General features: G+C 66.4%; 19 protein-coding genes and 1 pseudogene. 16 read left to right on the top strand and 4 right to left on the bottom strand.

All coding sequences use genetic code 11. The features are described from left to right. Position 1: 1 nt before the first annotated feature. Complete coding sequence (locus ACOZ4N_RS10715) at positions 2 to 4,069, top strand: DUF7286 family protein (RefSeq protein WP_424019917.1); 4,068 nt, start codon at positions 2 to 4, stop codon at positions 4,067 to 4,069. Between the two features lie 196 nt (positions 4,070 to 4,265). Next, a complete protein-coding gene (locus ACOZ4N_RS10710) occupies positions 4,266 to 4,835 on the top strand; it encodes a hypothetical protein (protein WP_424019916.1) in 570 nt (189 codons plus the stop codon). A 69-nt stretch (positions 4,836 to 4,904) separates the two neighbouring features. On the opposite strand, the gene ACOZ4N_RS10705 is transcribed toward ACOZ4N_RS10710, so the two are convergent. After that, on the bottom strand, positions 4,905 to 6,149 hold the full coding sequence (locus ACOZ4N_RS10705) for a PQQ-binding-like beta-propeller repeat protein (RefSeq protein WP_424019915.1): 1,245 nt from the start codon (positions 6,147 to 6,149) through the stop codon (positions 4,905 to 4,907). 684 nt (positions 6,150 to 6,833) lie between these two features. Here ACOZ4N_RS10705 and ACOZ4N_RS10700 point away from each other — a divergent pair. The 8 genes from ACOZ4N_RS10700 to ACOZ4N_RS10665 all read left to right on the top strand — a co-directional run bounded on the left by ACOZ4N_RS10700 (position 6,834) and on the right by ACOZ4N_RS10665 (position 13,812). Beyond that, positions 6,834 to 7,739, top strand: coding sequence for a transcription initiation factor IIB (locus tag ACOZ4N_RS10700; RefSeq protein ID WP_424019914.1), 906 nt, complete (start codon positions 6,834 to 6,836; stop codon positions 7,737 to 7,739). Positions 7,740 to 7,931: 192 nt separating this feature from the next. After that, complete coding sequence (locus ACOZ4N_RS10695) at positions 7,932 to 8,327, top strand: helix-turn-helix transcriptional regulator (protein ID WP_424019913.1); 396 nt, start codon at positions 7,932 to 7,934, stop codon at positions 8,325 to 8,327. A 25-nt stretch (positions 8,328 to 8,352) separates the two neighbouring features. Next, on the top strand, positions 8,353 to 8,994 hold the full coding sequence (locus ACOZ4N_RS10690; protein WP_424019912.1) for a hypothetical protein: 642 nt from the start codon (positions 8,353 to 8,355) through the stop codon (positions 8,992 to 8,994). A gap of 87 nt (positions 8,995 to 9,081) precedes the next feature. Beyond that, positions 9,082 to 10,104, top strand: coding sequence for a Cdc6/Cdc18 family protein (locus ACOZ4N_RS10685; RefSeq protein ID WP_424019911.1), 1,023 nt, complete (start codon positions 9,082 to 9,084; stop codon positions 10,102 to 10,104). A gap of 72 nt (positions 10,105 to 10,176) precedes the next feature. Next, positions 10,177 to 10,482 carry a putative quinol monooxygenase gene (locus ACOZ4N_RS10680; RefSeq protein ID WP_424019910.1) on the top strand — a complete coding sequence of 102 codons (306 nt, stop codon included), beginning with the start codon at positions 10,177 to 10,179 and terminating at the stop codon, positions 10,480 to 10,482. Positions 10,483 to 10,650: 168 nt separating this feature from the next. Further along, the gene (locus ACOZ4N_RS10675) at positions 10,651 to 11,340 is read left to right on the top strand and encodes a hypothetical protein (RefSeq protein WP_424019909.1); all 690 of its coding nucleotides are present in this window, start codon (positions 10,651 to 10,653) and stop codon (positions 11,338 to 11,340) included. Continuing rightward, on the top strand, positions 11,327 to 11,659 hold the full coding sequence (locus ACOZ4N_RS10670) for a hypothetical protein (protein WP_424019908.1): 333 nt from the start codon (positions 11,327 to 11,329) through the stop codon (positions 11,657 to 11,659). Before ACOZ4N_RS10675 ends, ACOZ4N_RS10670 begins: the two co-directional genes overlap by 14 nt. Further along, the gene (locus ACOZ4N_RS10665) at positions 11,656 to 13,812 is read left to right on the top strand and encodes a type B DNA-directed DNA polymerase (protein ID WP_424019907.1); all 2,157 of its coding nucleotides are present in this window, start codon (positions 11,656 to 11,658) and stop codon (positions 13,810 to 13,812) included. The genes ACOZ4N_RS10670 and ACOZ4N_RS10665 overlap by 4 nt, the downstream gene beginning before the upstream one ends. Before the next feature lie 19 nt (positions 13,813 to 13,831). Here the strand turns inward: ACOZ4N_RS10665 and ACOZ4N_RS10660 are convergent, their stop codons facing one another. Beyond that, positions 13,832 to 14,551: a hypothetical protein gene (locus ACOZ4N_RS10660; protein ID WP_424019906.1), complete on the bottom strand. Its 720-nt coding sequence runs from the start codon at positions 14,549 to 14,551 to the stop codon at positions 13,832 to 13,834. 123 nt (positions 14,552 to 14,674) lie between these two features. On the opposite strand from ACOZ4N_RS10660, the pseudogene ACOZ4N_RS10655 reads away from it, so the two are divergent. The 4 genes and pseudogenes from ACOZ4N_RS10655 to ACOZ4N_RS10640 all read left to right on the top strand — a co-directional run. After that, positions 14,675 to 14,878: pseudogene (locus ACOZ4N_RS10655) on the top strand (hydantoinase/oxoprolinase N-terminal domain-containing protein); the annotation flags it as partial. Positions 14,879 to 15,025: 147 nt separating this feature from the next. Then, positions 15,026 to 15,724, top strand: a complete 699-nt coding sequence (locus ACOZ4N_RS10650; RefSeq protein ID WP_424019949.1) for a YkgJ family cysteine cluster protein — start codon at positions 15,026 to 15,028, stop codon at positions 15,722 to 15,724. A 79-nt stretch (positions 15,725 to 15,803) separates the two neighbouring features. After that, positions 15,804 to 16,199, top strand: a complete 396-nt coding sequence (locus tag ACOZ4N_RS10645) for a TRAM domain-containing protein (protein WP_424019905.1) — start codon at positions 15,804 to 15,806, stop codon at positions 16,197 to 16,199. A gap of 144 nt (positions 16,200 to 16,343) precedes the next feature. Next, entirely contained in the window at positions 16,344 to 16,595 is a 252-nt protein-coding gene (locus ACOZ4N_RS10640; RefSeq protein ID WP_424019904.1) for a DUF7123 family protein, read from the top strand. A gap of 28 nt (positions 16,596 to 16,623) precedes the next feature. On the opposite strand, the gene ACOZ4N_RS10635 is transcribed toward ACOZ4N_RS10640, so the two are convergent. Then, the gene (locus ACOZ4N_RS10635; RefSeq protein ID WP_424019903.1) at positions 16,624 to 17,229 is read right to left on the bottom strand and encodes a winged helix-turn-helix transcriptional regulator; all 606 of its coding nucleotides are present in this window, start codon (positions 17,227 to 17,229) and stop codon (positions 16,624 to 16,626) included. A 54-nt stretch (positions 17,230 to 17,283) separates the two neighbouring features. Then, on the bottom strand, positions 17,284 to 18,459 hold the full coding sequence (locus tag ACOZ4N_RS10630; RefSeq protein ID WP_424019902.1) for an SPFH domain-containing protein: 1,176 nt from the start codon (positions 18,457 to 18,459) through the stop codon (positions 17,284 to 17,286). 698 nt (positions 18,460 to 19,157) lie between these two features. Between ACOZ4N_RS10630 and ACOZ4N_RS10625 the strand changes: the two genes are divergently transcribed. Both ACOZ4N_RS10625 and ACOZ4N_RS10620 read left to right on the top strand, forming a co-directional pair. Continuing rightward, complete coding sequence (locus ACOZ4N_RS10625) at positions 19,158 to 19,664, top strand: hypothetical protein (RefSeq protein ID WP_424019901.1); 507 nt, start codon at positions 19,158 to 19,160, stop codon at positions 19,662 to 19,664. A 255-nt stretch (positions 19,665 to 19,919) separates the two neighbouring features. Further along, positions 19,920 to 20,507, top strand: a complete 588-nt coding sequence (locus ACOZ4N_RS10620) for a hypothetical protein (protein ID WP_424019900.1) — start codon at positions 19,920 to 19,922, stop codon at positions 20,505 to 20,507. The last annotated feature ends 55 nt before the right edge of the window (positions 20,508 to 20,562 follow it).

The following is a 20,562-nucleotide window of genomic DNA, read 5'->3' as shown; positions in this document are numbered from 1 at the left end:
CATGACACGCAGAGACCACACCGTCTCGATTGCATCGGACGAGAGAGCGCGGGTCCCGTTCGCCGTGATCGGCGTCATCGTACTGATCAGCAGCGTCGCCGTCGTCGGGACGCTCCAGACCCGGCCGGAACCCCAGCCCGACACCGACCCGTCGCTGGCGATGGATCGGGCGGTCTCGACCTCCCAGACGGCGATCAAAGACGCCGTCAGGACGGCGATGAAGGACGCGGCGGCCGAACCGCTGACGACGACCGCGGACACGCCGGTCGGGAACGCCATCGCCGACAGCGGTGGTGACACGTTCGAGGAGTACGTGAAGTTGCGGATCTACCTCGAAACGGCAGCGGCGCTCCGGGACTCCGGCCAGCGGGTGGATACGAAGATGCGGACCGACCTGTCGCTGCCGCGGGTGGACTACACCGAGTCGAGTATCGAGGACGCCATCGACCGGGTCGACCTGACCGTGGGTCACGAGTCCGGGTCGCTGGCGGCCGGGAAGGTCACCGCCGAGATCAGCGGGATCGACGTGACCGTCCGCGAGAACGGCTCGCAGGTCGCCAGCCGGACCGAGACCATCGCGGTGACGGTGAGTTCGACGACGTTCGCGCTGGACGAGAAGGTCACCGAGTACGAGAACCGGCTCCAGCGCGGATTCTTCGAGGGCGACCTCAACCCGACGAACCTCGACGGCTTCGGCCAGCAGTTCGCCGCACGCCTGTATCCGATGGCCTACGCGAAGGCGTACTACGAGCGAGTGTTTGGCTCGCCACTGCCGCCCTCACCCAGTGGATCCACGGGGGCTGACGTGTTCGAGCGGATCAACAAGAACAAACACTCGGAAGTGCTGGCCAACGACGCGATATTCGGCATTCAAAAGAAGACGTTCGACGCGACCGATCCGTACGCAGCCCGGACGATGAAAGGCCAGTGGGCCTGTATGGGTGCGAAGATTGTCGAGGATCTGGGTGGCGGACGAGCTTCCGACAAGATTTCGAGTAGCATCTCTGGCATTCCCGGGCCGCTCTCAGCCAGCACCTTCTGTCAGGGTGCCAAGGCGATGTTCGGCGACGCCAACGGGAACCTTCCGGAGATCCCCACACCCGGTGAGTTCGTCGACCGTCGGATCAACGCCCTCTTCGGGCCATCGACGGGCGTCTCTACCGAACACGAAGTTGCCATCGACCGCTTCGCGGAAGCGGCCTACGAGGACATGACCGGCGGTGGAATGAGCGGTGACAGATGGCTGGCGAAACCAGACATCATCGACGAGGTGAAGGGCAAAGACAAGATGCCCGACATCGAGGAAGAGTTGCCAGAGGACATGGGTGACGGGCGTATCGAGACCGCGATCGACCGCACCTACGAGGTCAAATCGTGGGCGGAGACGACCGACGAGAGCTCGAGTATCTCCATCCCGAGCGTGAGCAGTCCGGACGACGACGACCTCGGCGGCTGTAGCGCCGACAGCACCGACTACTCGATCGACAGCGTCGACAGCGTCAGTGCGACGCGGAACGACGTCTGGGACACCGACGCCGACGGGAGTAAGAAGCCGATCGTTCGGTTCGGCGTCGACGCCGACGTGACGGTCGAGACCTCGGTCGACTTCTCCTGTAGCTCGCACGACGAGAAAAACGACAGCAATGCACCGTTCTCCGGGTCCGGGTCCGACACGTCGTCGGGAACTGTCAGCTTCGACGTCGAGATCGACGGGAAACACAGCACGGGAACCGGCGTCCTCCGCAACGGCGTCGACAGCGATTACGGCTCCGACAGCAACTTCAAGGCCGCGCTGGACAAGGCTGTCTCGGCCCACATCGCGGACGACGGAGAGAGTTCGCTCGAAGGTGACGTGGGCGGTGCCGCCGGGACCGATCTCGGTTCCACTACCTCGGCATCGGAGGTCAGGGACGAAGTGGTCGGCGCGGTCAGCCTCGACGGGTCACAGAAGACACACGACCTCAGCCCGCCCAGCGGCCTCGAAGGGTCCATCGAGAGCGACATCGAGAACTTCCGGAGCGTCGTCAAATCGGAGGTCAGTAACGCGAGCTTCTCACGGATCGGCATGGCGACGGGGAAAGGCCCCTTCGAGCAACTCAAGAACAACATCGACCAGCGGGCGCTGGTCCATCACGACCGGACGCCGACGAGCGATTACAGCAGCGCACGGCGGAAGGCGAAAATCGAGGCGCGGCGGATCTACGTCAACCGGATGCGCCACTGGATCGACGAGATCAACAGCACCCGGAACGAGGCCCGCAACAAGGCCGACAACGAGATCACCGACGCGCTCGGCGGCGCGATGGACGGGCTCTCGGGTGGAATCGACGTTCTCAACAAAGGACTCGGCTTCGCACAGGAGGCGCTCAGCGGCGACACGTCGTTGTCGATGGCCAACCGGGGGACGGTCGAAGACACGCCGCTGACAGAGGATATCACGTATTCCGTCCACGGATCGCCGACCTACCTGACGAAATCGCCGCTGACGCGGGCGACGGTCCCGGCGGTGCGGCCCGGGTACGCCAACCTGACCGAGCCAATGGACACGATGCACTCGTCCATGGCGGTCCGGAACCACGATCTGATCGCGTATCCGGGGCTGCCGATCATCCCGTGGCCGACGTTCTGGTACCTGTCGGTGGACGCCTGGCAGGTCAACGTCCAGGGTGAGTATGCCCGATTCGCAGTGAGTGCGAACAAGGGCGATCCGTCCAGCACTGGCGGGACGACGTATGTACGCCAAAAGCAACCGGTTACGGTCGAAATTGCTGGACGCGACCGACGGGCCGGGACGGTCGATCCGATCACCTTCGAGAGTAACACGCTCGTTGTCATTCCGGTCCCTGGTGGGACGGTCATGCCCGGGAAAGGGAACATGGGCGTCGGCGACCGAATCAGAGCGACCGGGGTCGTCAAAAAGAAATGCTCGAAGACGTGGGACTACACGGGCCCGGGCTTCCGGCCGAGCAAGGCACACCAGGGGGATGATTGCACCAGAGGCGGGTCGATAACCATCGATAGCGGCTGGCTCCCGGGCGATAGTGACGCCGAGTTCGAGTACGACAGCGACGGCGTCGAAGTCGCGGCCGGTGGTGTCGAGTTGAGCTCCGACGGCGACATCGACTACGAGGGCGGTGGGGAAGCTGGCTGTGACGCCGAGGACCTGTACGAGGAACTGAACGGCCAGCCCGAGAACCGGTACGACGATGCAGAAGATATCGACGACAAGGTCTGGCGAACGTACTGTCGCCTCCGTCTGGACCCGTACAAAATACAGTATGCGGAGTTCCTCGGAAGTGACGACGAGCAGGTCCACGAGAGCTGGGAAGACGTGATCGAAACCGAGACCATCCGGCTCGACCACGTCATCGAGACGCTCAGCTTCGTCGTCGACGATCAAGGCGGGCCACTCGACGAAAAGCACGACATTCAGGAGTTCATGACGGCCTACGAAGCCAACGACGACCACACTGCGCCGTGGAGCGCGAGTAGTGACGACGACGGCTTCTATACGGTTCCAGCCCACGAAGAGCCCGGGATCGCGTTCGACTTCGAGACGGAGGATGCTGCTGCATTTTATCGGGTCTACGATAACAGCTCCAACTACGGCCCAAGTGGAAGTTGGGTCGCGAGGTACCACGCCGTCGCCGGGAAAGACGAACACGGGATCATCAACAGCTTTGGCCTCTGGGACAACAGGACCGTCGACATCGATACCTACGACCCGGACCGATACGGCTGGGGGCGATACGACTGCCTGGCGAAGTTCGTCGTTCCATCTACCGAAGAATACGAGATCCGTGTCAGTACGCTCGGTAGCTTCGATGCCCGTCTGTACGAACCGCTGATCAACGAGCGGGTCCGGGAGATCAATCCCGATAGCGAGCCGCGGCTCGACGGCGGGATCAAACAGTTCGAGATTCGGGAAAACCTGGCTGGAATCGACTCGGATCAGTGGGTACCACTCGGGGAAATCGAGGAGTTCGCGGACAACCCCGACGAATTGAGAGATACGTTCGAGGATGCGGATCAGGGCGACAACCTCGCTTCGGACGGCCCCTGTGGGTAAGGAAGCGACTGTTGCGTGCTCTGGGTGCCGGATTCTAAACAACGGACACTCAACGGAGCGCCTGTTATTTTCGAGTATGTGGACCGTGACAGTAGCCGGGCGAGAGCTGGCGGTTGAAAACGAGGGTGAAATCAGGAGTGCCGACAGAGCGATAACGCTTCCACGACGATGCAAACTGCTGGAGACGCTCGACGATATGCTACTCGTGCTGGTCTATCCGGAGCCAAACGAGATCGATGGGCCGGATATCGAGGTTCCAGAGGACCGAAACGTCGTCGGGATCGACCCTGATTGCACCCACGCGTGGACGGTGGAGCAACTGCGTGACCCGGAGACCGAACAGTACTACCAGCGGTCGTATCTGCTGGGTTCGCGCGTGATCTTGCGATCAAAGCCCGGCCACTTCTACGAGATCGACCCCGAGACGGGGGAGATACTCGCGGACTGGCCGGAGACGGCGTTCCGGTTCGAGGATCGGACCGTCTCGTTCGCCCCGGCGGAAGTGGGGCCACCGGAGTGGTACGACGGGAAGATCATCTTCCGCACGTCGGACTCGATGATGTACGGGTTCGAGCCGGACGGGACGAAACTCTGGGAGCGGGAAACGGAGGCCGACTGGCACCTGGAGTCGGATGGCGAGGAGTTCGGGCTCTGGATCGAACCGCGGATGGGGATGAAAATGGAGTTTCGGCTAGACACCGAGACGGGAAAGATCGTCGAACAGACATACGGCGCAGGTGTCGGCGAAAAATACGTCGACGAGTGAGGCGGCCGGTCGTGAGTGGCCGCCGGATACGGCCGTCGTCCAGTATCCTGGATAACTGACGGCAGTCGCTCAGGCCGGTTCGAGGACCGCCAAACCGGACCCGCGCGGGTAGAGGAGCAGATCTTCGAGTACAACGGGTGTGCTTCCAGTTCCACCGGTCATCGTCGTTTGCCAGCGGACATCGAGAGAGTCGGCGTCGACCGCGTACAATCGTGTATCGGCGTCAAGATCCGGGAACATCGAGAAGTAGACCGTGCCGCTGGCGACGGCCGGATGGCCGGTGTAGCCGTCGACCTCGATCGTCCCAAGGTTGTCGCCCGTCGTGCCGTCGATACGGTACGGGCCACCTTTGCCCAGTGACTGGGCGTAGACGACACCGTCGGCAACCGCCGGGACGGTCTCCTCGGCGGTGCCGTCGCTCCACCGCCATTCGAGCGCACCGTCGTCGATCGAGCGGGCTTCGATGTTGCCGTCGGCCATGAAGTAGGCGGTGCCGTCTGCGATCGCGACGCCAGCGTCACCGAGCGCTCCGGCGTGTTCGACGGCCCATTGCCGATCACCAGTTCCGGCATCGTAGGCCTTGAACTGCTCCCGGTCCTTCATGAACACCGATCCGTCGGCGACCGCCAGATTACTGAGTCCGTCCGGAACGGTCGTCGTCCAGACCTCATCACCGGTCTCGACATCGCGGGCGAACAGTCGCTCCTGACCTCTGGCGTAGACGGTTCCGTCGGCGACGAGCAGATCGAGGACGAACTCTCCGAGTGAGCGTTCCCAGGTGACGGTATTGTCGGGCGTGACAGCGGTTATCCCGCCACCCCAGCCGATGTAGACCCTGTCTTCGCCCGCTGCGAGGCTGAATATGGTTTCGGGACTCAGATCGTGCACCCACCGTTGTTCGCCCGAGAGCAGGTCGTGAGCGTAGCAACTACCCTCGTCGGTAGCGACGTACACCGATTCACCGACGACGAGGGGCGCGTCGGCCCACTCGCCGGTAATCTCCGCTGACCACCGTTCCTGCACGGCGACGGGTGGACCGCTGGCAGTCGTCGACCGTGTATTGGCAGCGTCGTAGTGTGTGACCGGCCACTCGCCGTCGGCGGTCACCGGCCCCTCGAAGGACTGCTCGTTCGTATCACCGTCGGAATTGGACGTGTCGCCGTTGCCGTCGTTCCCGGCGGGGGTGCTGGCGTCGTCACCGGGACCAGTGCCGTCGCCATCGTCGGAACTGGAGCAGCCTGCGAGGGCGAGCGTGGCGGTACTGCTGGCGGCCGCGAGCCAACGGCGGCGGCTCCACTGTCGCTGGTCTGTCATGCTACTGCTCGCTGCGGAGCGGCGTAAAATAAACGCCGGGGGATCGTGATCCGAACGTCGGGCGCAAGGGGGACGCTCGCCCGAATCGGTCCGGAAGCCCCGACCATCTCTCCGGCGGAATCGACACGGGAAGCGCTCAGTGGCGATACGTCGCTGTCGATGGCCAACCGGGGAACCGTCGAAGACACGCCGTTGACCGAGGGCCCCACCGACTCGGTCACGGGTCGCCGACCCACCTGCCGAAACCGATGCGTTGCTCGCGGGCCACCTCGGTCGAGCAGCCAGCGGGTGCCGGGACCCGACACCGGGGCAGGGATCCCAGGGACGGACCCGGAACGATTCGAACGACGACGGTCGACGGGACCGCGACCGATGGTAAAAATATCCGCATCGAAACGACGGCCGATTTGAGTGCGGCAGTACGCCCACCGCGATAATTGTCGAATTGTGACATGATGATCGCGTCTCCGCGAGACTTCCGGTCGGTATCGGTGGTCGAGAACCTCCGGCTGGAGACGGCTATCTCAGGCAGTGAAGGCCGATATACACTGGCTTAACTACGGCGTGTCACCCGGTTATACACGCTTTATTAAACCGAGGCTGATATTCTACTCTCAGAACAAGTAGTAACGTTTATACTTCAAATCTCCCGCTATGGATATGTCGCGATTCGGTGGACTACAAATGGGTGGTGTAAACGACGGTGTTTCCTGCACCGAGTGTGGCGGATCGGTACGGCGTACGGGCACGGAGACAGTCTGTGACGACTGTGGGCTAGTCGTCGACGAGGACGCGATCGACCGCGGACCGGAGTGGCGCTCGCTTGACGAGGAGAACGACGAGCGCCGGACCGGCGCGCCGTTGACGCGAGCGCGCCACGACAAGGGGCTGTCGACGGAGATCGGGTACGGCACGGGAGCCGAGGTCTCGGGCCGGCGACAGCGCCAGCTCGTCCGGATGCGCCGCCAGCACAACCGGGCACGACTCTCCTCGAAACGGGAGCGCAACCGGCTGTACGCGTTCACCGAGATCAGGCGGATCGTGTCGGTCCTGGGACTGCCGACGGCGATCCGCGAGCAGGCGTGTTCGCTGTTCGAGTCCGCCCAGTCCGAGGACCTGCTCTGTGGTCGCTCGCTCGAAGGGTTCGCGGCGGCGGGCGTGTACGCGACCTGCCGGACCAACTCCATCGCCCGGACGATGGACGAGATCGTCGATATCGCCCGCGCCGACCGGAGCGAACTCAAGGCCGCCTACGACGCCCTGAACCGCGAACTCGGCCTGCCCGTCGGCCCCATCGACCCGACGGACTACCTGCCCCGGTACGCCTCGGAACTGGACCTGGAGGCCGACGTGGAGAGCCGGGCGCGGGAGTACGCCGTCCTGCTCGTCGAGACCGGTCGTCTGGGCGGGAAGAATCCAAGCGGCGTCGCGGCCGCCTGCCTCTACAAGGCGGCCTACGACCACGGCGTCGAGGTGACCCAGACCCGGGCGGCCGACCTGGCCGACGTGTCCCGGATGACGATTCGCTCGACGGTGACGGACCTGAAGAACCTCCGGCAGGCCGAGGACGTGGAGTTACCGTTCGAGTGAAACCGTCCGGCACCGGTTTCCACCGGAAGCCGTACCTGCCCGGTGGGCTTCCCGCAAGGACGCCTATGTTCGCGGCCGGTGTGCTACCAGTCGGCCCCGATGTTCCGGTCATTCCCTCGCACGGACGCAGACGCGAGTCTCCGTACAGGTGCGGTCTCGGGTTGCGTTCGGCGGTCGCCCGCCGTCGCCGGTGTGGCCCCGGTGCTGACGGTCGCGTCCGCCCGTCCGACACTGCTGGTCGGCGGCCTGCTCGTGGTCGTCCTCCTGGCCGGTGTGCTGGTTTTCGCGACGGTCCGAACGCGGACGACCACGGAGTCCGCCGAGACCGACGAGGCTGACGCGCCGGCACATCCCGACGCCTGGCGAGTCCGCCGCCTGCTGGACGAACACGGCGGGCGGCTCCCCCAGTCCGAGATCGTCGAGCGGACCGGCTGGTCGAAATCGAAAGTGAGCCGCGTCCTCTCGGCGATGGCCGAGGACGAACAGGTCCGCAAGATCCGGATCGGGCGGGAGAACCTCGTCACGCGGCCCGGCGACGTGCCGGAACACGCCGGCAGCCCGTTCGACGACGACACCCCGAAGGGTTAGGTGAGTCGGGTGTCATTGGACGGGTATGTTCGGGCTGGGGAGTGATTCGTACGAAGACGTCGAAGACGTGGTGGTCGAGGACGCGGACGATCTGGTCATCTCGAACCCCGAGGACGTGTCCGTCGAGCGCCGCGCCGTCGCCGGCGAGTGTCGCATCGAGTCCGTCGGGGACGTGTACCTGACCGACTCGAACGACGATCTCGCGGACCCGTACCGCGACTGTGTCGTCTCCGGGGGTGACGACACCCGGATCGAGACCTGCGAGGACGTGCTGATCACACGCGGCGCGGTCGACGGCGACCTCGTGATCGAGGACACCATCGACGACGTGTTCACCGCCGTCACCGACGCCGTCGTTCTCGATGCCGTCGACGACGTGTACGTCCGGGGCGGCGTCAGCCACGGGGATTCAGTTCGGGTCGAACACGCAGAGGACGTCCGCATCGAGTCCGACGCACGCGTCCCGGCGGTGACCGCCGACGACACCGAGGACGTCCTCGTCGCCGGCCCCTCAGCTGTCGCCGACGGCGTCGACGAGCGGGCCTATCACGAGCGCGCGCCCGTCCACCTCGGCGACGTGGAGGACGTACTGATCGAGGCTCGCGCCGTCGAGGGGCAACTAGTCGCAGCCGATCCCGGCGATGTCGACGAGGACGCGGTCCTCTGAGCGAGGCGTGACCGGTGTGTGAACCCGTCTGGAAATTCCGGAAGCGACACGCCACCAGTTAAGCCGCTGGCACCACAGGGTGCTGACATGATCGAGGACGCCCGAGTGTTGCGTGCGGAGTTCGTCCCGCACGAACTCGAACACCGGGACGGCGAGGTGACACACCTGTCACAGGTCCTCGAACCGGTGACGCGGGGCGAGCCCGCGGGGCCGGCCATCATCACCGGTCCGTCGGGGGTGGGCAAGACCTGCGTGGCCCGCTACACCGTCGAGCAGTTGCGCGAACAGCACCTGGACGTGGCCTCCCAGTACGTCAACTGCTGGCAGAACTACTCGCGCTTTCGCGCGCTCTATCGCGTCCTCGAAGGGCTGGGCAAGACCGTCGACATCCACCGGCAGTCGACGCCCCACGACGAACTCCTCGAACGGCTCCGGCAGTACGACGGCCCGCCCTGTGTGGTCGTGCTGGACGAGGCCGACCAGCTGGAGTCGGCGGACGTACTCTACGACCTGCACGCGCTGTCTGCCTTCTCGCTGGTGTTGATCGCCAACCGCGAGGCGGACCTGTTCGCCGGGGCCGACGACCGACTGCGCAGTCGCCTCCGGGGGAGCGAGCGGATCGGCTTCGACCGCTACGGAATCGACCAGCTCACGTCCATCCTGCAGGCGCGTGCCCGCTGGGGGCTGACCGAGGGGGCCGTGACGACCGATCAGTTGCGCGACATCGCCGACGCCGCCGCGGGGGACGCCCGTGTGGCCATCAGTATCCTCCGGAGCGCCGCCCGGCGCGCCCAGCGGACGACGGCCGCGACGATCACCGACGAGATCGTGACGGAAGCGGTCCCGGCCGGCCGGTCGGCGGTCCACCGGCGCACGCTCGACACTCTCACACCTCACCAGCGGGCCGTCTACGAGATCGTCGAGGACGCTGGCCGGATCGACCCCTCGACGCTGTACCGGCGCTACCGCGAGGCCGTGGACGACCCCAAGACCGACCGGACCGTCAGGAACTACCTCGGGAAGATGGTCCAGTACGACCTGCTGGCCGCCGAGGGGACGAGCCGCGACCGCCGGTACCGGGTCGTCGAACCCACGGCCGACGAGGGCTGACGCCGCCGCGACCGACCGGTTTTCCGCCACGAACAGGTTTATTCCGCTCTCGGCCAACTAGAACGCGCTCCCATGAGCGACTCCGAGTACGCGTTGCTGGCACGACTCGAAGCCAAGGACGGCAAGGAATCCGAGGTCCAGGAGTTCCTGGAGTCGGCGCTCCCGATGGCCGAGGACGAACCCGACACGACGACCTGGTTCGCCCTCCGGATGGGCGAGTCGACGTTCGGCATCTTCGACACGTTCCCCGACGAGGACGGCCGGCAGGCCCACCTCGACGGCGAGATCGCCGCCGCGCTGATGGAGCAGGCCGACGACCTGCTCGCCGAAGACCCGCAGATCGAAGAGGTCGACGTACTCGCGGCCAAACACGCCTGAGCCACCGGCGACCGCGACGGCGACCCGGACCCGTGACAACCCTTCTGGAAATCCCCGAAACCAGCCGTTCGGAGCCGTGAGTTTCTCGCTCGTGCCCGAACTGCGTTTTCCGGAAATTCCGGAAACGACGCGCCAGCGCCCTTCTGGATGGCCCCACTCGGTCCGGGTATGGATCGCACTCGACTCCCCGAACTCCCGACGCTCGACCCCGGCGTCCAGTTGCTCGCGACCGACGGCCAGCGGGCCGGCGAACCGCTCCGTGCGCTCGTCCTCGACCACGCGCTCGGCGACGGCGGGCAGGTCCGCTGGGTCGACAGCCGCGGGTACGCTCGTATCGACCGGCTGGCCCGGCTGGCCCCGGACCCGCGGGCGCTCGACCGCATCCGGATCGCCCGGGGATTCACCGCGCATCAGCACGTCGCGCTGGTGCGCCGACTGCCCGACGTGGTGACCGACGACACCGCGCTGGTCGTCCTGCCGGCGATGGACGCGCCCTACCGCGCCGACGACGTGTCCCGGGGTCGGGACCTCCTGCTCCGGAGCCTCGCCACCGTCTCCCGGGTCGCCCGCGACCACGGGGTCCCGGTGCTGGTGACCCGGACCGACCCCGGGGGCCTCGGCGAACCCCTCGCGGCGGCCGCCGACCGCACCGTGGAGTGCCGGCAGACGGCACAGGGGCCGCGGTTCGTCACCGACGACTTCGAGACGCAGGTCTACCCGCAGGGCGACGGGATCGTCCAGACGACGCTCGCGTTCTGGCGGCGCGTGCTGGCCGCCCGAGCGCCGGCCGCCGGAAGCGAGAGCGGTCACGACGACCGCCCCAGCCCAGCGGAGGTGACCGCCGATGGGGCGTACTAACCCGACTTTCCGGGACCGGCTGGAGCGACTGCGCGCCGACTGGAGCGACTACCGGCGCGCGCTCCGGCGACGCGACGAGCCACACTTCGACCGGCTGTTCGAGCACGCTCGCGCTCACGCCGACGCCTGTGGCTACCTGAACCACGACTCGCCCATCGTCCCTGTCCTGCTGTCGGTGGCGCTGGAACAGCAGGCCGAAATCGCCGCCCTCGAGGAGCGGATCGCCGCGCTGGAGGGCGCCGAGGGCGACGGCGAGCGCCAGGTCGACGCCTGCCAGACCGTGATCGAGCGCCCCTGGCCGGGCGCGGGCGACGAATGACCCTGACCGTCGACTTCGAGGACAGCGAGGCACGAAGCGCCGCTGGCAGCCGGACGCGGTCCGGCGACGGCGACCCCGTGGTCTGGGAGTGTACCGACGACGGCGCGGCGGCGACCCGGGACACCGACTACGCGCCGACGGTGTGGGTCACCCGCGAGAGCGGTCCCGTCGCGGCCGTCCGCGAAACGGTCGCCGACATGGTCGACGTGCGGGGCGCGACCGTCGAGCGCCGCCGTCGCGAGTGGCGCGCCGACCCCGAACCCGTCCTCCGGGTCACCGTCGACCGGGTGGACCGAATACGACCCGTGGCGACGACACTCACCGACCTCGGCCGGCCCGGCGAGTACCGTTGCTACGGCGTCGACCTCACGCCGGGCTTTCGGTACTGTCTGGACCGGGGTCTGTCGCCGGTCCCCGACCGCGAGTTGCGGACGCTCGAACTCGGAACGACCGAGGCGGCCCGCAACGGCGAGCCGCTCGATTCGGTGACCGTCGACGGTGATACCTTCGAGGGAAATACCGGTGAACTGGTGGCTCGGGTCGCCGATACCGTGGCCGAGACCGACCCCGACGTGCTGGTCCTCGACGCGGGCGCGACGATCCCGACGCTGTACGAGGCGGCGGCGACGGCTGGCCAGCGCCTGCAACTGGGGCGTCGGCCGGGCTGGAAGCGGCTGGCCGGGGCATCGACCTACGAGAGCTACGGGCAGGTCCACCACTCGCCTGCTCGCTACACCGTCCCGGGTCGGGCGGTCGTCGACCGCTCGAACACCTTCTTCTACCGGCAGGCCGGGCTGGACGGCTGTCTCGACCTGATCGAGCGATCATGGAAACCCCTGCAGGAACTCGCCTGGGCCTCCATCGGCAACGTGCTGACGGCCATCCAGATCCGCGAGGCCCGCGACCGGGGCGTGCTGGTGCCCTGGCGCTCGTACCGCCACGAGCGGTTCAAGTCCGCCCGCACGCTCGCCGACGCCGACCGCGGCGGCCACACCCTCGAACCCGCGGTCGGCGTCCACGAGGACGTCCACGAACTCGACTTCGGGAGCCTCTACCCGTCGATCATGATCGAGTACAACCTGAGTCCGGAGACGGTCCGCTGTGACTGTCACGACCGCGCGGACGTGCCCGGGCTGGGCTACAGCGTCTGTGACGACCGGGGCTACCTCCCTGACGTGCTCGACCCGCTCGTGACGGATCGGCGGGCGATGAAACGCGAGCGGGCGGCGACCGACGACCCCGAGCGCCGGCGTGCACTCGACCGACGCATCGAGGCGATCAAGTGGATTCTCGTCTCCTCGTTCGGCTACCAGGGCTTCTCCAACGCCAAGTTCGGCCGGATCGAGTGCCACGAGGCGATCAACGCCTACGCCCGCGAGATCCTGCTGGACGCGAAGGCCGAACTCGAAGCCGGTGGCTGGCGCGTGCTCCACGGCATCGTCGACAGTCTCTGGGTGACCGCCGCGCCGGACGTGCCCGACCGCGAGCGGACGCCCCTCGACGAGCTGGCCGAGCGGATCACCGAGCAGGCTCGCGTCCCGCTGGAGTACGAGGCGGCCTACGACTGGATCGCGTTCGTGCCCCGGGCCGACAGCGACGCCGGCGCGCTGACGAAGTACTTCGGGAGCGTCGCCGACCCCTCCGACGATCCCTACACCTACCGCGGGATCGAGTGCCGGCAGGACAGCACGCCGCCGTTCGTCGCGGACTGCCAGCGCGAGTTGATCCGGACGTTCGACGCGCACCGCGACCCCGAATCGGTCTGTGATCGGCTCGCCGGCCAACTGCAGACCCTCCGAGCTGGCGCGGTCGACCCCGCGGATCTGATCGTCGAGAAGCGCGTCTCGAAGGGGCGGGAAGACTACGACCAGCGAACTCGCTCCGTCGCCGCGCTGGATCGGCTCGCCGACGCTGGACTCGACCGCGAGCCCGGCCAGCGCGTGCGCTACGTCGTCACGGACGACGGGCGTAACTCCCGCGAGCGGGTCCGTCTGGCACGCGAGTCGCCGGCCGACTACGACGCCGAGTTCTACGCCGACCGGCTCGTCCGGGCCGCAGCGAGCGTCTGCGCACCGCTGGGCTGGCGTCGCGGCGACATCGAGAACTACCTCGCGGATCGGACGGACGCGTCGCTGTCGGCGTTCGGTCGATAACGGAGAATTCGGCGGTCGATCAGTTCTTGGCGATACCGGGCTGCCAGTCGCGGAGTCGGGTGACGCCGGCGCCGACGAGTCCGGCGGGGATCGCCATGACGATGGAGCCGACGATGAAGTCACCGAGACCGCCACCGCCGCCACCGCCGCCGCCACCGCCAGCGCCGATGGAGATGAAAATCGCCACCAGAATCCCCATCACGAGAAAGCCCGCGGCGTTGCTGACGAACGCGAGGACGTACGTCTGGGTGTCGACCTCGCCGATCTGGAGGAAGTCCTGGAGCCCGACGACTGCCGCCAGGATGCTCCCGCCGAAGATCGCGACGCCGAACGCCATCAGCGTGATACCGAGGCTGATGAAGCTCGCGGCGCTGGTCGCGCCCCCGCCACCGAGAAGCGAATCGGCGAGGATGGCGGTGAGACCGATGCCCACGCCGACGATGGCGAAGATTCCGACCACGTACTTGATGACCGACTGGCCGGCCGGCCGACTTAGCACGTCGGTCGCGCTCGGCCCGGTCTGGACCTGCTGTGCTCGCCCCTGTCCGGGCTGGGCCTGTCCGCCCTGGCCGGGTTGGCCCTGCCCCGGTTGCCCACCGGCCTGCCCGGATTGACTCCCGGTCTGTCCCGGTTGCCCACCGGCCTGCCCGGGTTGCCCGCCTGTCTGTCCCCCGGTCTGACCGCCCTGTCCTGACTGTCCGCCCTCGTTCTGACCCGTCGGATCGTCCTCCGAACTCATGAGTGTAACATTAAACAGACAGGTAATAAAGGTGAACGTTGACAGGAGTTCGCGCGACCGGCATCGTCGCCCCGTCGTCGGCCCGACTGGCGGGACACGGCCGGAGACGACCGCGCCCTTGGACTGGGTGTCGGCGTCGGCGGGACCTTCACCGACGTGGTGGTACTGGTCGGCGCGGGGCCGACGACGGCGAACGTACCGACGACCGACGATCAGAGCCGGGGCGGCCTCGACGGAATCGAGACCGCCCGGGAGGCCGCCGGAGTCGATCCCGACGATCTCGGACAGTTCCGCCACGCCACGACGGTCGCGGTCACCTCCCCAGTCGGTCGCGACCAGTGTCGTATACCATGTGATACGATGTATACACCCGGACATCCCGTCGAGGCACTGGAGGCGGGCGGGGGGCACGGCGAGTCCGAGGCCGGCGCGTGGAGTCGCGCCGCTTTTGCGCGTCGGCCGGCAAGGGCGTGTATGGAGAGTCTCGAAGCCGAACTCGACCGGGCGCGCGACCTCGACGTGGCGGCTCTCGCCGACGCCATCGTCGAGATCGGTTTCGAGTGTACCCGCTGTGGTGCCTGTTGCAAGGCCGAAACCTGTGCGGGTAGCGACGACGGCGACGGCAACGCCGAGCCCGAATCCCACACGGCGACGGTCTTCCCGGACGAGATCCGGCGGGTGCAGGACGCCGGCGACCAGGAGTACGACTTCCGGGACGTGGCCCGTCCGATGCCCTACGGCCTCGAAGACGGTCCCGAGGGTCCCGAGGGCGAGACCTTCGAGTGGGCGCTCCAGACCGACGACTGCGGGGACTGCACGTTCTATTCGGAGGACGAGTCGGGGACCGGGGCCTGCACGGTCCACGAGGATCGGCCACTGATCTGTCGGACCTACCCGTTCTCCGTCGCACTCGGCGGGACCAGTCAACCGATGGGCGAGGCCGTCGATTCGGCAGGGATGGTCCGGGCCCACGAGTGCGAGGGGCTGGGCCGCGACATCTCCCGGGCCGAGGCCGAGGAGCTGGCCGCGGCGCTGAAAGAGCGGGCGGTCCGGGAGGTCGAGGAGGCCATCGCGGTCCGGGACGCGTACGAACCGGTCGAGACGGGCCCGGGTGAGGTGGTCGTCCACGACTCGGAGGGACAGAAGCGACCGGACGGGACGCCGCTGGACTGAGGACGGAGCGCCCGTCAGGGGCCGAGTCACGGGCAAAGTCTTTACTATAGGCCTCCCACATGCCCATGGAGGTCTAACCTTGGAGATATCTGATAAACTCCTGTGTTTGTTCAGCGCCGAAGTCGAGCGGAGTGAGGACGGGTACGTGATCGAGGTACCACAGCGCGAACTCGATACCGGCTCGGTCGAGGCCGGCGACACCTACCGGGTGGCGCTCATCGAGAGCGAGCGCGAGGAGGTGTCCGAGGAGGAACCCGAAACGCCATCCTCAGAACCCCAGCCCCCGGTCGAGGCCGGCGAGATCCGCTACGTCGAGATCGAGGACATCGGCAAGCAGGGCGACGGGATCGCCCGCGTCGAACGCGGCTACGTCATCATCGTCCCCGGTGCCGAGATCGGGGAACGCGTGAAAGTCGAGATCACCGAGGTCAAGTCCAACTTCGCGGTCGGCGAGATCATCGAAGAGGACATCTGAGCGTTACCCACCTGTACCAACGTACCCGTCTCGGCTTCGATCCCGGACCGTTCTCTCTCCGACCAGTCCGAAAAACCGCACGACAGCGGCCGGTTAACCGTCTGTACCAAACCCGCTAAAGGGAACCTTACCGTACACGTTGGTATGAGCGCAACCGCGACCGCGACGGCCCAGGCACAGACCAGCCTCTCCGAAAAGCAGTCCCGCATCCTCGAGTACCTCCGGGAGAACGCCGACACACAGACCTACTTCAAGTCACGCCTCATCGGCGACGCGCTCGACATGTCCGCCAAGGAAGTCGGCACCAACATGCCCGCCATCCAGAACGGCGACTTCGAGGTCGACGTGGAGAAGTGGGGGTACTCCTCCTCGACGACCTGGAAAGTCACGTCCTGAAACCCACGTTCGCGTTCGCTCGTTTTCTTCAGCCGTCGTAACTGAGTAGCGTATCGGCCTCGGCCGCCAGCGCCGCGGCGTCGGAGCCGAACGAGTCGGCGTAGCGCACGAGCAAGAGCATGATCGTCTCCGGCCGCTCGACGGCGTAGCCGTCCGTCCGCGAGAGCAGGCCCGCCGTCTCGAGTTCGCTCCCGTACTTGCTGATCGTCGGCGTCGAGACGCCCAGTCGGTCGGCGAGGCCACCCGCAGTCAACGCCGGATCGCGCAACAGCGCCACGAGCATCCCCCGCGGGGTCTCCCGGCGCAGGTAACCCAGGGCTACCTGTTCGAAATCGGAAAAGCGGTCGGCCGGGAAGTACCGGCGATAGTCGCCGTCCTTCCGGCTCTCGACGACACCCGCACGGACCAGTCGGCGGAGGTGGTGCTGGGCCTCGCCGGTGCCCAGTTGCAGGTCGTCGCGGAGTTTCGAGAAGTGTGCGCCGGGGGTGGCGGCGACGTAGCCCGCGATGGCGTCGGGGGCGTCGCTGTCACTCGTCCCGTCGGACTGGAAGCGAGCGAGGGGGCTGGCCGCGCCGATGGCTGCGAACCGGCGCAGTGTCGACCGCTTGGACTCGTCCACCCCCTCCTCAGGCATGGCTATGGGTTGGTAAGACGAGGATAAAACGCCTTCGACTACTCTCCGAACCGACTACTTGCCGTCCGATTGCGAGTCGTCGTCGCTGGTGGCCCCGCTCCCGCCGTCGCCGCCGGCGAACTCGTCGTCCATCTCGTCGATGACCTCGTCGGGGTCTTTGATCTCGGCGGGGTTGTCGCCGTGTTTGACGGCCTGGGCCTGCTCCTCCATGGCCTCCACGTCGACCTCGGCCTCCTCGTCGATCTGGCCGAGAATCTCCTCGATGTCGTCGAGGCCGAGCATCTCGCGGGTCTCGTCGTCGAAGTCGAGGCTGTCCAGCGTCCCCTCGCCGTTGGTCTGTACGTCGCTGCCGGTGAGGTGCTTGCCGTAGCGACCGACCAGCGAGGAGAGTTCCTGGGGCAGGACGAAGGTCGTCGACTCGCCCTGGCCGATGTTCTCCAGGGTCTCCATCCCCTTCTCGATGACGGCGCGTTCGCCCATCGACTCGGCGGATTTCGCCCGGAGGACGGTCGAGATCGCGTCACCCTGTGCTTCGAGGATCTGGCTCTGCTTTTCACCCTGTGCGCGGATGATGTTGGACTGCTTGTCACCTTCGGCCTTCTCGACGGCGGAGCGGCGTTCACCCTGCGCTTCGAGGATCATCGCGCGGCGGCGGCGCTCGGCGGAGGTCTGCTGTTCCATGGCCTGCTGGACGTCCTGGGAGGGGTTGACCTCGCGGACCTCGACGGACTCGACGCGGATCCCCCACTCGTCGGTGGGTTCGTCGAGCTCGCGGCGGATCTTCGCGTTGATCTCCTGGCGCTTGTTCAGGGTGTCGTCCAGTTCCATGTCGCCCAGCACGGCACGGAGGGTGGTCTGGGCGAGGTTCGAGACGGCGCGTTTGTAGTCGTCGACTTCGAGGAACGCCTTCTTCGCGTCCATCACCTTGATGTAGACCACGGCGTCGGCGGTCACCGGCGAGTTGTCACGGGTGATCGCCTCCTGCCGGGGTACGTCCAGCGTCTGGGTCCGCATGTCGAAGGCGTACGTGCGGGAGACGAACGGGGGCACGAAGTTGATCCCCGGTTCGAGGAGTTTCCGGTACTCACCGAAGACCGTCAGCGCGCGCTTCTCGTAGGCGTTGACGATCTCCACCATCTGGTAGACGGTGACCACGGCGATCAGCAACACCAGTATCAGGACGATGCTGACTACACCACCGCCGAGTTGTAGCACTGTCGCGGGGAGCATTGCTTCGACCTTCGGACGAACAACAGAAAAGGGTTCGGTCCCCTGGGGTCCGGTGGTCTCGCTGGTGGTTGGGCATCGCGAACGACACCGGACGGGAACGCAGAAGGGTTCGGTACGGTCGGGTAAGTGGCTCCGTGATGGTTGGGTTGGGGGGAGCGAAACCGGAGAGAAGCGAGCCGACGTGGGGGCTCGCCACGCTCGTGGACAACGGAACCACTGACACCAGTGGTGACCAGCCACGTCGTCGCTGACAGCGCACTATGACGGGTGACTATCTCGCCGACCACCTCCTGGTGCCGGTCGCGCCGGCGGCCCCTCTCGCCACACGGGAACTGCACGAACGTGCGGCGTGTCTCCCGTTCCTGTACGCCCGTCGTCGTCTGAACATTACATCTACACGCATGTCCGGGGAAGGTAATAAAGATTGGGTATAAGGGGAATAATACGCGATTCTACTTCGGGGTACTGTCGAATGTGGGCTGTATTTCTGTACGAACTTAAAATAGTCTCGGGCAGGCTGGACGGGAGTCCAGTCGGGGCTGGCCCAGGCCAGCCGAAACTGGCCGCGTTTCAGTTTCGAGGGGTCCCGTCCCGTCTGGGGATTGACCGGCCTACCCGGGTGAACGACGGGCGGCATTTATCTGGCCGGTCGTGGTACGGACTGCCCGCTCCCGTAGGGAGTGGACGGCTGAAACACTATGTCACAACAGCTTCAGAACCCACAGCGACCGGCGACGACCGAGCGCGGTTCCCGACAGCGCGGGGAGCCAGCACGGGAATACCAGCACCCTGTACAGGAGTATCAGCACCCGCCGGTCCAGCCCGTCCAGGGACAGCAACCGCCGGCCGGCGTCGATCCGCAGGCGTGGGGCTGGCTGAAGAAAGTCGGGCGCGCGCTCAAGAAAGTCGGAAAGAAAGTGGTCAAGGGCGTCAAGACGGTCGGTAGTCTGGTCGGCACCATCGCCGAGATCGCCAGCACCGTCAGGGGATTCTCCGGGATGGCACCCCAGCAGCTGGCACAGACGAACGCCCAGGGGTTCGGCTTCGACTTCAGTCGGTACATCCTGACGACCGTTCCGCAACTCGTCTCGGTCGTGGATGATGTGATCCGTTCGACCCGACAAGAACTCAATCAGGCGATGCGCGAGGAGTTCGGCGATCCGTCGGCACAACCGTTCGGTCAGCCGGCGGTCCCGCAGTTCTAGCGCCGCCACTGGTCCCGACAGTGACTGCCCGCCGGTTGATGCCGACCGGGCGTCACCCTCGCCGGCCCCGCGTTCCCACGACGGCGGGTCCGGTTGCCCCAATCCCGGCCGGAACTGTTGTGCCGGCCGGTAATCTCTGCACAAATCCGGATAAGGGAGTTGTTCCGACGATGAACGACCGTCGCGGTTTATCCCTTTCATCGGTGTAGGAAATGCCCCCCGCGGCGGGGGAGCCACGAACCGGAGTGAAATCCAATGTCACAACAGCTACAGCCACAGCAGTCGGCGTCGACCGGATCGTCCCAGCAGTACGGATCGTCGATCCCGGTCCCACAGAGCGGAGCACAGGCCTACGGACAACAGCAGGGGTCCCAGCAGGGCCGTCTCCAGCAGGGCGGCCAGCAGTACCCGTCCCAGCAACAGGGCGGCCAGCAGCTGCCGACCCAGCAACAGGGCGGTCAACAACCGCCGACCCAGCAGCAGGGCGGGCAGCACCAGCAGGTACCGACGGTGCCACAGACCGGCGACCAGCAGGGCTTTGGTTGGCTGAGCCTCGTCAGTCTGATTCCCACCGTGGTCGATACGGTCGGGAAGATCGCCAACGCCGTCAGGGGCTTTTCCGGGATGGAACCCCACCAGCTAGAGCAGACGGGCGCACAGGGCTGGGGCTTCAACATCGGCCGCACGCTCTCGAACCTCGCGCCGAAGCTCATCGAACTGGTCGACGGGATCATCCGGTCGGCCCAACAGGGGTTCGCCCCGCAGGGAATGGGCCAGCAGGGGATGAGCCAGCAGGGAATGGGCCAGCAAGGGTTCGCACAGCCGGCCCACCCGCAGTACTGAGACGCGCCGGACGACCGGCCCCGTCGTGACGGATCGCCGCGGTCGCGGTGACCGT

The organism is Halorientalis pallida, from assembly GCF_049605515.1.
Lineage (GTDB): Archaea > Halobacteriota > Halobacteria > Halobacteriales > Haloarculaceae > Halorientalis > Halorientalis pallida_A.
This window is presented reverse-complemented; position numbering and strand designations above follow the sequence as displayed.